Genomic DNA, 13606 nt, shown 5'->3' on the forward strand with positions numbered 1-13606 from the left:
CGGCGGTCCGTGGTGCGCCGGCCCGGGGGCCGGGCCGGCGTCGTCATGCCCCAGTCTCCCGTCTGCGCTCCCGCCGGGCCAGGCGGGGACGTCGCCTGGCGCCCGTCCGGCGGAACGTGGTGGGCTGGGGACATGACGACCTCACCCCTGATCGACGACCTCGCCTACCTCTCCGACCAGCACGCCGGAGCCCTGGTGACCCGGGACGGGACCGTCGTCTGGCTCTGCCTGCCCCGGTACGACTCGCCCGCGGTGTTCACGTCCCTGCTCGGGGAGCCCGAGCACGGCCAGTGGTCCCTGCGCATCGCGGGCGGCGAGGTGGTGGAGCGCGCGTACGTGCCCGGCACGCTCGTCCTGCGCACGCACTGGCGGGGCCCGGAGGGGGAGGCCGAGGTCCTCGACCTCATGCCGCTCGGCGAGGAGGCCGACGACGACGTCCGGGCCGACCTGGTGCGGATCGTCCGGTGCACCGCGGGCACGGTCCGCCTGGAGCAGGAGCTCCGTCTGCGGAACGACTACGGCGAGGTGGTGCCGTGGGTCCACCGGGGGGCGGACGCCCACGGGGAGCCGGCGCTGATCGCCGTGGCCGGCGGGGACGGCGTCGTGTTCCACGGCGGCGGATTCGCGGCGGACGGCGCGGCGCACCGGTCCGTCCAGGAGCTGGCGGCCGGGCAGGCGGAGGCCGCCTCTCTGGCCTGGTTCCCCTCGTGGGAGACGCCGCCGGCCGCCCCGGACGCGGAGCAGGCCCGCGAGCGCACGGAGGCGGACTGGCTGCAGTGGCTCGGCGGCCCCGTGGCGCGGGGGCCGCGGGCCGAGCGCGTGGAGCGGTCCCTGCTGACGCTGCGCGGTCTCACGCACCGGGAGACCGGCGGCATCGTGGCGGCGGCCAGCACCTCCCTGCCGGAGGAGATCGGCGGGGTCCGCAACTGGGACTACCGGTACGTGTGGCTGCGGGACACGGCCCTGACGCTGGAGGCGCTGATCGCCCACGAGCACGTGGAGGAGGCGACCCTGTGGCGGGACTGGCTGCTGCGCGCCGTCGCTGGCGACCCGGAGGAGCTGAAGATCATGTACACGCTCGCGGGAGAGCGGCACATGCCCGAGTTCGAGCTGCCGCACCTGCCCGGGTACGAGGGCTCGCGGCCGGTGCGCGTGGGCAACGGTGCGGCCGGGCAGTGGCAGGCGGACGTCGTCGGGGAGGTGATGATCGCCCTCGAGACCCTGCGCGAGGCCGGCGTCGAGGAGACCCGCGGCTCGTGGGCTCTCCAGCGGCGCCTGGTGGACCAGGTGCTGGCCCACTGGGACACCCCGGAGCACGGCCTGTGGGAGATGCGCGGGGAGCCCGCGTTCTTCACGCACGGCCGCGTCATGATGTGGGCCGCCCTGGACCGGGCGGTGCACGCCGTCGAGCGCCACGGCCAGGACGCGCCCGCGGAGGAGGTGGACCACTGGCGTGAGCGGCGCGAGGCCCTGCGTGCGGAGGTGCTGGAGCGCGGCGTCGACGGGACCGGCGCCTTCACGCAGACCTACGGATCCACCGAGACGGACTCGTCCCTGCTGCAGATCGCCCACACCGGCTTCGTCCCGTTCGACGACCCGCACATGCTGGCCACCGTCGCCCGGATCGAGGAGGACCTGCTCTCCCCGACGGGCCTCGTCCACCGCTACCGGATGACGGGCACGGACGGCCTGCCGGGCGAGGAGGCCCCGTTCGTCCTGTGCTCGTACTGGCTCGTGGAGCAGTACGCGCGCTCAGGCCGCACGGAGGACGCCGAGCGGCTCATGGAACGCCTGGACGAGTGCTCCTCCGACTTGCACCTGCTCGCCGAGGAGTACGACGACGAGGCCGGCCGCATGCTCGGTAACGTCCCGCAGGCCTTCAGCCACCTGGGCCTGATCCGCGCCGCGGACGCGCTCGAGGACGTGCGGGGCGAGGGCTGATCAGCCGTCCACCCGCTCCGTCGCCCCCAGCGCCGTGAGCAGGAAGGCGTACTCCCACGCGGTGTCCTCCCAGCCCTGGTACCGGCCGGACGCGCCGCCGTGGCCGCCGTCCATCTCGGTGCGCAGCAGGATCGGGGCGCCGCCCTCGGCCAGGGGCGTGGCCTGGTCCGAGGTGACCGTGCGGCGCAGCTGCGCCACCCACTTGGCCGGCTCCACGTAGAGCACGCGGGTGTCGTGCAGGCTGGTCACCGCGGCGATCGCCGGGTAGTCCACCGCGCGGATGTTCTCGTACGGGGTGTACGCCTTCATGGCGGCGTAGACGGCCGGGTCCTCGATGGGGTTGCCCCACTCCTCCCACTCCAGCGCGGACAGCGGCAGGTCCGGGTCGAGGATGGAGGTCAGCGCGTCCACGAACGGCACCACGGCCAGGCACGCCCGGTACAGCTCCGGCGCCCGATTGAGGACGGCGCCCATGAGCAGGCCGCCGGCCGAGCCGCCCGTGGCCGCGATCCGCGCCGGGTCCACCCAGCCGGAGTCCGCGACGAACCGCGTGGCGTCCACGAAGTCCGTGAACGAGTGGTGCTTGGCGGCCTTCTTGCCGTCCTCGTACCAGGCCCGGCCCAGCTCGCCGCCGCCGCGCACGTGCGCCACCACGTACACGACGCCGCGGTCCAGCAGGGACAGCCGCGCGACCCCGAACACCGGGTCCATGGACATCTCGTACGAGCCGTAGCCGTACACCACGGCCGGCGCGGTGCCGTCCTGCGCCACGTCCCGCCGCCGGATCACGGTCAGCGGGATCCGCACGGCCTCACCCGTGATCGAGCTCGGCTCCGAGGCCGGGGCCCACCACCGCTCGGCCACGTAGAGGTCCCGGTCGAAGCCGGGCACCTCCACCTCTCGGCGCAGGCGCACCTCGCCCGTGGCCGCGACGACGTCCAGCACCCGCGCCGGCGTGGTCCAGGAGACGTACGTCAGGCGCAGGAAGGGGGAGTCCTGGCTCACGGGCGCCAGGCGGCACGTGTAGAGCTCCTCGTCGAACTCCGGCTCGGACCAGGCGAGGGCATCGGCGGAGGCGGCGCCGCCGTCGTCGTCCGCGGACGACGTGGGGGCCGGCGCCGCGAGGACGGTCCGCAGCCCGTCCAGCGGCGCGACGAGCACGCGCGGCGTGGTCTCCCGGCGCACCGCGAGCGCCACGTGCGTGCGGGTGACCATGACGCCGTCCACGCGCACGGTCTCCGAGTGCGGCACCACGGTGCGCCACGCGGCGCGGTCGGACACGTCCGCCTCCCGCACCACGGACAGCAGGGAGTTCGGGGCCTTCGTGCCGTCGGCGAGGCGGTCGTGGACGATCAGCAGGACGCGCTCGCCGTCCAGGTCGAGGGGCTCGACATCGGCCAGCATGCGGGCGTCCCGCCCGATCAGCAGGCGCGGGGCGGGCAGGGGGGCGTCCGCGGACTCCGGCAGGTCGAGGGCCCAGGTCTCGGAGACCTCGGAGTTGCCGACGCCGATCAGCAGCTGCGTGCGGTCCGCGGTCCCCTCGAACCCGGTCCACATGCCGGGGTCGTCCTCCTGGAACAGGACCTCGTCCTGCGCGGCGTCCGTGCCCAGCACGTGGACGCGCACCTGGTAGGGCCGCCAGGTCTCGTCCCACACGGTGTAGAACACCCGGGTTCCCGAGCGGTCGAAGCGCACGCCCGGGGCGATGCCCGGCACGGTGTCCGGCAGGTCCTCGCCCGTGGCGATGTCCCGGATCCGCAGGGTGTACCGCTCGTCGCCGGTGGTGTCCACGGCGTAGGCGGCCAGCGCGGCGTCCGGGCTGAGGTGCATCCCGCCGAGGGAGAAGAACGGGTGGCCCTCCGCCTCCGCGTTGCCGTCCAGGATGACCTGCTCGCCGGGCAGGCCCTCGCCCGCAGGCACGACGGGCGGTGTCCAGTCCGCCTCCGCGTCCCCCGTCTCCTGGGCCGGGACGCGGCAGTGGATGCCGTAGTCGGCGCCCTCCCGGGTGCGCACGAAGTACCACCAGTCGTCCCGGCGGACGGGCACGGACTGGTCCGTCTCCACCGTGTGGGCCTTGATCTCCCCGTAGATCGCCGCCCGCAGACCGGCCTGGTCCGCGGTGACGGCCTCCGCGTACGCGTTCTCCGCGTGCAGGTGGTCCAGCACCTGCTGGTCCTCCTTGGCGCGCAGCCACTCGAAGTCGTCCGTGAACGTCTCCCCGTGGAACGTCCGGGCGGTGGGGACCTCGGCCGCCGTCGGGGGTACGGGCGCGGCCCCCGGCGACGTGGGAGAGGTGCCCGGCGTGGCGGGGGCGGTGGCGGCGTCGTCGTGCGCGGTGGTCTCGGTCATGCGCCCCATCCCATCACAGCACCCGGACACGCCAGCGACCCGGGCCCCCGGCCGACCCCGGAGGAACAGCGCCCCGGCGACATTCCAGCGCGGCAGGACCGCGGGAATGTCGCCGGGGCGCTGCGGATCGGGCTCAGTCGAGGCCGAGCAGCCCGCGGAACACGCCCATCCCGAAGAACAGCACGAACGCGGCCGCCACCACCCACAGCAGCGGGTGGACCTCCTTCGCGCGGCCCTGGCCGGTCCTGATCACGGCGTAGGCGATCATGCCGGCACCGATCCCGTTGGCGATCGAGTACGTGAACGGCATGAGGATGAACGTGAGGAACGCGGGCAGGGCGGCACCCGCGTCGGTCCAGTCGATGCGCACCACCTGGGAGGCCATCATGAAGCCCACCACCACGAGCGCGGGGGCCACGGCCTCGAACGGCACGAGGTGGATCAGCGGGGTGAGGAACACGGCCACCAGGAACAGCAGGCCGGTCACCACGGAGGCCAGGCCCGTGCGGGCGCCCTCGCCGATGCCGGTGCCGGACTCCACGTAGATCTGCCCGGCCGACACGGACGCGCCGCCGCCGGCGGTGACGGCCAGGGCGTCGGTCATCAGGACGCGGTCCTGGTGGGGGATGGTGCCGTCCTCGCGCATGGTGCCGGCCTCCCGCGCCAGGCCCACCATGGAGCCCATCGCGTCGAAGAACACGGACAGCAGGATCGCGAACACCAGCAGGGCCGCCATGAGCCAGCCGAGCTTCTCGACGGCGCCCGTCAGGGACACCTGTCCGAGCAGGGACAGGTCCGGGGCAGTCCACTCGGGCAGGGACGGGGCCACGAGGGACCAGCCGTGCGGGTTCACGGTGCCGTCCGCCGCCACGGACGGGCCGATGTGGAACACCGCCTCGAGGATGTTGGCCAGCACGGTGGCCACCACGATCCCGATCAGGATGGCCCCGCGCACGCCGCGGACCACCAGGATCGACGTCACCAGCAGGCCCACGATGAACACCAGCACGGGCCAGCCGGCCAGCTCGCCGCCGGCGCCCAGGCCCACCGGCACGGTGGTGCCCGCCGCGTCCGGCACACGCCGCACGAACCCGGCGTTGACCAGGCCGATCAGGGCGATGAACAGGCCGATGCCCACCACGATCGCCGTCTTCAGCGTCTCCGGGACGGCGTTGAACACGGCCGTGCGGAAGCCGGTGGCCACCAGCAGGATCATCACGAGGCCCGCGAGGACCACGAGGCCCATCACGTCCGGCCAGGTCAGGCCGGGCGTCGTCGCCACGGTGATGGCCACGAAGGCGTTGACGCCCAGCCCCGTGGCCAGCCCGAAGGGGTGCCGGGCCCACAGGCCCATCAGCAGCGTGGCCAGGGCGGCCACGAGCGCCGTGGCGGCGGCGACGCGCGGGATCCCCAGGGTGGCACCCGTGGAGTCCGGCGCGGAGAGGATCAGCGGGTTGAGCACGATGATGTAGCTCATCGCCAGGAACGTGGCGACGCCGCCGCGCACCTCCTGGCCGGGGGTCGAGCCGCGCTCGGAGATGGCGAAGTACCGGTCGAGCCCGGAGCGGGCGGCGGGCGGGTGGGCGGCATGAATCGAGGGCCCCGGCGCGGGGACCCCGGCGGTGCGGGAGGACATGCCGCACAGCCTAGTGATCCCCCGGCCCCCGCCCGTCCTTCTGCACGGTCCGGGTCGGCGTGGGGCAGACTCGTCCGGGATGAACCGTCCTCGCCTGCCCGCGGCCCTCGCCGCCGCCGTCCAGATCTACGCCCCCTCCACCGTGTACGCGGTGGGCCTGGGTGCGATGACCCCGGCCATCGCCTCGGCCGCTCTCGCGCTCGGCCTCGGGGCGGCGCAGGCGGCCGCCGTCGTCGTGCTGGTGGGGCTGGGCTCGCTGCTGGCCAACACGCCGGTGTCCCTGCTGGCGGCGCGCGCGGGGGAGCGGCGGACTATGGTGCTCTCCGCAGCGCTCGGCACCCTGGGTGCGGGGCTGGCGTGGGCGGCCACCGCCCCGCTGACCGCCGGCGGCGTGCGCGCGGGGGGCCTCGACGACCCGGCCCGCCTCGCCGTGCTGCTGCTCGGCGTGCTCACGGTGGGCGCCGCCGGCGCCGGCTTCAACCTGGCGCGGCAGTCCTACCTGGCCGTGGCGGTCCCGGCCACGCACCGGGCCCGCGCGATGTCCACGCTCGGGGGCACCATCCGGATCGGCGTGTTCCTGGGCCCGTTCCTGGGCGCCGCGCTCCAGGCGCTGCTCGGCCTGAGCGGGGCGTTCGCCGCGGCCACGGCCATGATGGCCGCCGGTGCCGTCCTGTGCGTGCGGATCCGTGAGCTGTCCGCGCCCGACGACGACGGCGCCCCCTCCGCCTCGGGGGGAGCCCCCTCCGCCGCCGGCTCCGCCCGCCGACGACCCCGCCTGGCGGACGTGGCCCGGGCCCGGCGTGGCGTGCTGGCGACCGCGGGGTTCGGCGTGGTGGCCGTGGCCGGGGCGCGGGCCGCCCGCAACGCGGTCATCCCGCTGTGGGCGGCGCACCTGGGGATGACCCCGGCGGCGGCCTCGCTCGTGTTCGGGATCGCCGGGGCCGCGGACCTGCTACTGTTCTACCCCGCGGGCCGCCTCATGGACCGGCGCGGCCGCCGCGCGGTGGCCGTGCCGTGCCTGACGCTGCTCGGCGCCGGGTTCCTCGCGGTGTCCCTGACGTCGGAGCCGGTGGGGTTCGCCGCCGCCGCGCTGCTGCTGGGCGTAGGCAACGGGTTCGGCGCCGGGATCGTGATGACCCTGGGCGCGGACTTCTCCCCGCCGGACGCCCGCCCGGAGTTCCTGGGGCTGTGGCGCTCCATGTCGGATGCGGGCATGCTCACCGGCCCGCTGCTGGTCTCCGCGGTGACCGCCGCGGCGGGCCTGGGCGTCGGCGTCGGGGTCATGGCGGTGGTGTGCGCCGGCGGGGCCGCGGTGTTCGCCCGGGTCCTGCCGCACGGCCCCGGCCCGGTGGACGACCCGGCGCCCCTGGGGCGGCGCTGATCCGGCTCAGCCCGCCGCGGCGCCCTGCGTCGGGTCGTCCGAGGGCTCCGGCGGCAGGGTCTGGCCGGAGGCGTGGTCGTCGAAGATCATGTACGTCTGCGTGTCCACCACGGCCGGCAGCGGCTGGAGCCGTTCGAAGATCACGTGGCGCAGGTCCGCGGTGTCCCGGGCGCGGACCAGCAGGATGACGTCCATGTTCCCGCCCACCAGGGACACGTGCCACACCTCCGGGATCGCCAGCAGGGTGGCGCGCAGCTCGCGCCAGTCGTGCTGGCGCAGCTTGAGCATCACGTGCGCGGATGCCGTGAAGCCGGTCTTGACGGGGTCCACCCGGGCGGAGAAGCCGGTGATCACGCCGGTGTCCTGCAGGCGGTTCAGGCGGGAGTAGCAGTGGGCGCGGGAGACGTGCACGCGCTCGGCGAGCGCCGCCACGGACAGGCGGCCGTCCTGGGAGAGCTCGCGGACGATCGCGCGGTCCACGCGGTCGAGGGGGGACGGGGCCATGGCGGTCACCTCCGGGTCGGACCTGCGCGGGCCCGGCGGGGCGGGGCGCGTGCCGTCAGGACCCGACGCACCGTCCTCGTGACCCGGGTCACCTCGACAGGATGTCTCTCCAGGATGCCCGGAAAGAGCATCCTGTCCGGTGATTATCCCACATGCGGTGACGAAGTGTTGTCTCCGCTGCACACTGGTGCCCACAGATCGAGAGGACACCCATGACCAGCACCAGCCCCGCCGCGCCCGCGGGCGACGGCGCCCCCGCGCCCGACGCCGGCACGCGGGCGGCCGCCGCCGCCGCGTTCGGCATCTCGCTCGAGGAGTACCTGCTCCCGGCGTCCCGCCGCATCCAGCTGATCTCCGAGGACGGCAACGTCCTTCCGGTGGACCAGCAGGGCACCTCCCCGGGCCACGAGTACCCCCTGCCCTCGGACGAGGAGCTCCTGGCGGCCTACCGCCACCTCGTGATCGGCCGCCGCGTCAACGACCAGGCCTACGCGCTCGTGCGCCAGGGCCGCATGGCGGTCTACCCGTCCTCGCACGGCCAGGAGGCCTCCGAGGTCGCCGCCGCCGTGTGCCTGGGCGAGGACGACTGGCTGTTCCCCACCTACCGGGACACCGTGGCCGTCCTGGCCCGCGGCGTGGACCCGCTGCAGGTCATGGTCGCCTACCAGGGCACGTGGCATCAGGGGTACGACCCCAAGGAGCACCGCGTCTCGGTGCAGTCCACGCCCCTGACCACGCAGATGCTGCACGCGGTGGGCATGGCCAAGGCCGCGAAGCTGCGCGGCGAGGACGTCGTCACCCTCGCCATGGTGGGCGACGGCGGCACCTCCGAGGGCGACTTCCACGAGGCCCTGAACTTCGCCGCGGTGTTCAAGCTGCCGGTGGTCTTCTTCGTGCAGAACAACAAGTACGCCATCTCGGTGCCGTTCGCGAAGCAGTCCGCGGCGCCGTCGCTGGCGCATAAGGCCGTGGGCTACGGCCTGGCCGGCGAGCGCGTGGACGGCAACGACCTCGCGGCCCTCCTGGCCGTGCTCGGCCGCGCCGTGGACCTGTGCCGCGAGGGCAAGGGCCCGTTCCTGGTGGAGGCGGACACCTACCGCATGCAGTCCCACACCAACGCCGACGACGCCACGCGCTACCGCGAGGCCGCCGAGGTGGCGGAGTGGGAGGCCCGCGACCCGCTGCGCCGCATGACCGCGTACCTCACCTCCACGGGCGCCCTCACCGAGGAGCTCGCGGAGCGGTACCGCCAGGACGCCGACGACGTCGCCGCCTCCCTGCGCGACGCCATGAACGCGGAGGCCGAGCTGGACCCGCTCGAGCTCTTCGACCACGTGTACACCGTGCAGACCCCGCAGCTCGCCGCCCAGCGCGCGCAGCTGGCCGAGGAGCTGTCCCGTTCCGAGAACCAGGAGGCCTGAGATGGCGGCACTGACCTTCGCGGCCGCGCTCAACGCGGCCCTGGCCGACGAGATGGCGGCCGATCCCATGGTGGTGGTGTTCGGCGAGGACGTCGGCACCCTCGGCGGCGTCTTCCGCATCACCGATGGCCTCACGAAGCGCTTCGGCGAGGAGCGCTGCTTCGACACCCCGCTCGCGGAGTCCGGCATCGCGGGCCTCGGCGTGGGCATGGCCCTCGGCGGCGCCCGCCCCGTGATGGAGATGCAGTTCGACGCGTTCGCCTACCCGGCGTTCGAGCAGATCGCCTCCCACGCGGCGAAGATGCGCAACCGCACTAAGGGCGCCGCGCCCATGCCGCTGACCATCCGCATCCCGTACGGCGGCGGCATCGGCGGCGTGGAGCACCACTGCGACTCGTCCGAGTCCTACTACGCCCACACGCCGGGCCTGAAGGTGTACACCCCGGCCTCGGTCAAGGACGCCTACCTCATGCTCCGCTCGGCGATCCGCCTGGACGACCCGGTGATCTTCATGGAGCCCAAGAAGATGTACTGGACCAAGGCGGACCTCGACCTGGACGAGCTGCGCGCCGAGTTCGACGCGCAGTGGGCCCGTGTGGAGTCGGAGGCCGAGCACGGCGAGGCCTGGGCGCGCGCCGCCGTCGTCCGCCCGGGCACGGACGTCACCCTGGTCTCCTACGGCCCCTCCGTGCCCACGTGCCTGGCCGCCGCCGACGCGGCCGCCGAGGAGGGGTACTCGGTGGAGGTCGTGGACCTGCGCACCGTGAACCCGCTGGACGAGGACACGATGGCCGCGTCCGTGGCCAAGACCGGCCGCGCCGTGGTGGTCGCCGAGCCGCAGGGCTTCGCCTCCGTCGCCTCGGAGCTGGTGGCCCGCATCCAGCAGCGCTGCTTCCACTCCCTGGCCGCCCCCGTGGGCCGGGTGACCGGCTGGGACATCCCCTACCCGGCGCCCAAGCTCGAGGAGCACCACCTGCCGTCCGTGGACCGGATCCTGGACGCGATCGAAGACCTGAACTGGGACCTCGACGCCGAGGCCCCCGCCGCCGAGGAGGCCCGCGCATGAGCAGCACGTTCACCCTTCCGGACCTGGGGGAGGGCCTCACTGAGGCCGACCTCGTCCGCTGGCTCGTCGCCGAGGGCGACGAGGTGGCCGTGGACCAGCCGATCGTCGAGGTGGAGACCGCCAAGGCCCTCGTGGAGGTGCCCTGCCCCTACGCCGGCACGGTGCTGACCCTGCACGGCGCCGAGGGCGAGACCATGATCGTGGGCGAGCCCCTCATCACGGTCGGCTCCGCGGACGAGGTCGACGCCGCCGGCCCGGCCGAGACGCCCGCCGCGCCCACGGCGGAGAAGCCCGGCGCCCTGTCCTACCGCGAGGAGGAGCGCGCCGGGGTCATGGAGCCCGGCACCGCCCAGCCCGCCCCGGACAAGGCCCGCGGCGGCGACGGCGACGTGGCCGGCTCCGACGCGGAGGCCTCCGGCAGCGTCCTGATCGGCTACGGCACCTCCGGCCATGGCGCCAAGGGCCGAACGCGCCCGTCCAAGCGCGTGCGCGGCGGGGCCCCCGCGGCGGCCGCGACGACGCCGGCCGCCCCGGCCGACGGCGCCGCCCGCGCCCCGCGCGTGAGCTCGCCGATCGTCCGCAAGCTGGCGCGCGAGCGCGGCGTGGACGTGGCCGCCCTCACCGGCACCGGCCCGGACGGCCTGATCACCCGAGCGGACGTGCTGGCCGCGGCCGAGGGCGGGGTGGGCGCACCGGCGTCGCCCGCGGCGTCGGCGGCGCAGGACGCAGCCGCGGCCCCGTCCCCCGCGGCCGCCTCCGCGACATCGGCCGCCCCGGCGGCCACCGCCGGGGTCGGCGGGACGGACACCCGTTCCGGGCTGACCGTGGCCTCGCGCACCCCGCTGACGGGCGTGCGCCGCGTGATCGCCGACCAGATGGTGCGCTCGCGGACCGTGGTCCCGGACGTCACCGCGTGGCTGGACGTGGACGTCACCGGGCTGCTCGAGCTGCGCTCGGCGCTCAAGGCGAAGGGCCCGGAGAATGTGCCGTCCCTGCTGGCCCTGATCGCCCGCTTCACGCTCGCGGGCCTGCAGCGGTACCCCGTGATGGCCGCCCGCATCGAGCACGCTGAGGACGGGCGTGAGGAGGTCGTGGAGTTCGACGGCGTCCACCTCGGCCTGGCCGTGCAGACGGACCGGGGCCTGATGGTCCCGTCCGTGGAGCACGCCGAGCGCCTCTCCGCCGAGGAGCTCACCCGTGCGATCGGCGAGACCATCGCCCGGGCGCGCGAGGGCAAGTCCGCTCCGGCCGAGCTGACCCGCGGCACCTTCACGCTGAACAACTACGGGCCGCTGGGCACGGACGGCGCCACGCCGATCCTCAACCACCCCGAGGTGGGCATGCTCGGCATCGGCCGGATCATGGACCGCCCGTGGGTCGTGGACGGCCAGATCGTGGTCCGCAAGGTCGCCGAGATGACCGTCTCCTTCGACCACCGCGTCACCGACGGCGCCACCGCGAGCGCATTCCTCACGTTCGTGGCGGACTGCCTGAACGACCCGACGGCGGCCCTCGCCCGGATCTGACCGGGTCCGGGTCCGCCCGGTCCCCGCGGGCAGCCAGCCCCTGCACGACGGCCCCGCCGGCCCCCGCCGCCGGCGGGGCCGCGGTGCGTCCGGGGGCGGCGCGTCCGGAGCCTCAGCGGATGCGGCGGGCGTCCATGCGGCGCAGCAGGCTCAGCAGCAGCCCGACCAGCACGGCCGCGGGGGAGGCGCTGAGCAGCACCCCGCCGACCGCGGCCAGGGGGTGGGCGGCCCCGGCCACGGCGGGCGCCGACAGGGTCAGCGCGAGCAGCACCCCGCCCGCCGCGAGGCCGCCCAGGCCCGCCGCCCACAGCAGCGCCTCGACGGTCCGCTCGAGGGCCGAGGCCCGGCGTCGACCGGCCCGGAGGCCGCGCCGCCACGGGGCCACGAGGACGGCCCACAGTCCGGCCACGGCGACGGCCGCCGCCATGTCCGAGGGCCGGTGCCACGCCTCGAGGTAGGCGGCGGCGCCGGTGAACGCCGTGGCCGCGGCGCCGGCCACGGCCGCGGCGGGCCGCCACCGGGACGGCACCAGCAGCAGGACCGTGGCCGCGGCGGCGGCCACGAGGGTGGTGTGGCCGGAGGGCAGGGAGTTGCCGCCGGCCCACGGCACCCCGTTCTCCAGGGCGGGGCGCGGCAGGACGTGCTTGAGGACCTGGGTGGTGGCGTTGGCCCCCACCAGGGCCACGAGCGCGAGCACGCCGCGTCCCCGTGTCCGCCGGGAGGGCAGGCAGGCCAGCGCGGCGAGTCCCGCGCCCACGGCCAGCGCGGGCGGCAGCAGCCGGACGAGGCGCGGGGCGAGACCGACGGCCGGGACGCCCCAGCGGTCCTCGACCGCGGCGAACAGCTGGTACTCGAGCAGCTGGCCGGTGCTGGTGGTCACCAGCAGGGTGTACAGCAGGGCCACCGCGGCCGCGCAGGACGCCGCGGCCAGCGCCCACACGGGGTCCGCGCGGCGGGCGGGACGACGCGCGGGTGCGGCCGGGGCCGTCCCGTGGGGGTCGCGTGCGTCGTGGGGGTCCATGCCCCCATTCTGGCCGAGTCGGCGCGGTCATGCAGGCTCCACCGGGTGGTCACCGGACCGTCCCGCCCCCGTGGCCCCCGGGTGCCGGGCCGCCCCTAGCCTGGCCGCATGGACCGTCATCACCCCGCCCCCGGCGCGGCCGACGCACGAGCCCGTATCGTCCTCGACCCGCACGGGCTCGCCACGGCCCGCGCGGCGCTCGCGGTCTTCGGGCCCGTCCAGCGCCAGGAGCCCATCGAGTGGGCGGCCGAGGAGCCGCTCGCCCCGGACCTCGCCGACTTCTACCGACACGTGGGCCCGGAGTGGGTCGAGATCGACACCCTGGGGCTGCCCTTCCTCCTGTTCCCGCTCGAGCGGCTGTGGGACGAGCAGGCCGGGTACCGCTGGAGCCGACGCACCGGTGCGCTGCTGGCCGACTGGGACGAGGACTGGACGGTGGTGGCCACCCAGGGGGCCGATCCGTTCATCCACCAGGCCTCCACGGACCGCGTCCTCATGGCCCTCGGCGAGGACGGTTGGGAGGACCGCCTCGACGAGCCCGTCCCCGTGTTCACGGACGTCGTGGAGATGACCCTGGCCCTGTGCGCGGTGGGCGCCGCCTGGGCCGGGGCGGACGAGCCGTTCACCCCGGACTGGCACGTGCGCCCCGAGGTGACGGACGCCGTCGTCGCGGGCTTGACGGGGGTGCTGGGCACCGCCGAGCGGGCCGTCCCGCTCGCCCGCTCCCTCGGGTACCCGGCCGCGGGCTGACCGGCCCTTCG

General features: G+C 75.2%; 10 protein-coding genes. 6 read left to right on the plus strand and 4 right to left on the minus strand.

Annotation, left to right across the window (positions count from 1 at the left end; genetic code table 11):
- Positions 1 to 45: 45 nt before the first annotated feature.
- Positions 46 to 1941, plus strand: a complete 1896-nt coding sequence (locus BJ976_RS02130; protein ID WP_221419382.1) for a glycoside hydrolase family 15 protein — start codon at positions 46 to 48, stop codon at positions 1939 to 1941.
- Here the strand turns inward: BJ976_RS02130 and BJ976_RS02135 are convergent, their stop codons facing one another.
- Both BJ976_RS02135 and BJ976_RS02140 read right to left on the minus strand, forming a co-directional pair.
- Positions 1942 to 4290, minus strand: coding sequence for a S9 family peptidase (locus tag BJ976_RS02135; protein ID WP_376698699.1), 2349 nt, complete (start codon positions 4288 to 4290; stop codon positions 1942 to 1944).
- 133 nt (positions 4291 to 4423) lie between these two features.
- Positions 4424 to 5926: an NCS2 family permease gene (locus BJ976_RS02140; protein ID WP_135028894.1), complete on the minus strand. Its 1503-nt coding sequence runs from the start codon at positions 5924 to 5926 to the stop codon at positions 4424 to 4426.
- Positions 5927 to 6005: 79 nt separating this feature from the next.
- Here BJ976_RS02140 and BJ976_RS02145 point away from each other — a divergent pair, with 79 nt between their 5' ends.
- On the plus strand, positions 6006 to 7307 hold the full coding sequence (locus tag BJ976_RS02145) for an MFS transporter (protein ID WP_135028892.1): 1302 nt from the start codon (positions 6006 to 6008) through the stop codon (positions 7305 to 7307).
- A gap of 6 nt (positions 7308 to 7313) precedes the next feature.
- Here BJ976_RS02145 and BJ976_RS02150 read toward each other — a convergent pair whose 3' ends face one another.
- Positions 7314 to 7811 (minus strand): Lrp/AsnC family transcriptional regulator, encoded by a 498-nt coding sequence (locus BJ976_RS02150; protein WP_135028890.1) that lies wholly within the window; start codon positions 7809 to 7811, stop codon positions 7314 to 7316.
- Between the two features lie 212 nt (positions 7812 to 8023).
- Here BJ976_RS02150 and BJ976_RS02155 point away from each other — a divergent pair, with 212 nt between their 5' ends.
- The 3 genes from BJ976_RS02155 to BJ976_RS02165 are packed head-to-tail and all read left to right on the plus strand — an operon-like array spanning position 8024 to position 11824.
- Complete coding sequence (locus BJ976_RS02155; RefSeq protein WP_135028888.1) at positions 8024 to 9232, plus strand: thiamine pyrophosphate-dependent enzyme; 1209 nt, start codon at positions 8024 to 8026, stop codon at positions 9230 to 9232.
- Between the two features lies 1 nt (position 9233).
- A complete protein-coding gene (locus BJ976_RS02160; protein WP_135028886.1) occupies positions 9234 to 10298 on the plus strand; it encodes an alpha-ketoacid dehydrogenase subunit beta in 1065 nt (354 codons plus the stop codon).
- Complete coding sequence (locus tag BJ976_RS02165; RefSeq protein WP_135028884.1) at positions 10295 to 11824, plus strand: dihydrolipoamide acetyltransferase family protein; 1530 nt, start codon at positions 10295 to 10297, stop codon at positions 11822 to 11824. Before BJ976_RS02160 ends, BJ976_RS02165 begins: the two co-directional genes overlap by 4 nt.
- 112 nt (positions 11825 to 11936) lie before the next feature.
- Here BJ976_RS02165 and BJ976_RS02170 read toward each other — a convergent pair whose 3' ends face one another.
- On the minus strand, positions 11937 to 12845 hold the full coding sequence (locus tag BJ976_RS02170) for a phosphatase PAP2 family protein (RefSeq protein ID WP_135028882.1): 909 nt from the start codon (positions 12843 to 12845) through the stop codon (positions 11937 to 11939).
- A gap of 108 nt (positions 12846 to 12953) precedes the next feature.
- Between BJ976_RS02170 and BJ976_RS02175 the strand changes: the two genes are divergently transcribed.
- The gene (locus tag BJ976_RS02175) at positions 12954 to 13595 is read left to right on the plus strand and encodes a hypothetical protein (RefSeq protein WP_229667413.1); all 642 of its coding nucleotides are present in this window, start codon (positions 12954 to 12956) and stop codon (positions 13593 to 13595) included.
- Positions 13596 to 13606 lie beyond the last annotated feature (11 nt).

Source organism: Micrococcus flavus (assembly GCF_014204815.1).
Lineage (GTDB): Bacteria > Actinomycetota > Actinomycetes > Actinomycetales > Micrococcaceae > Micrococcus > Micrococcus flavus.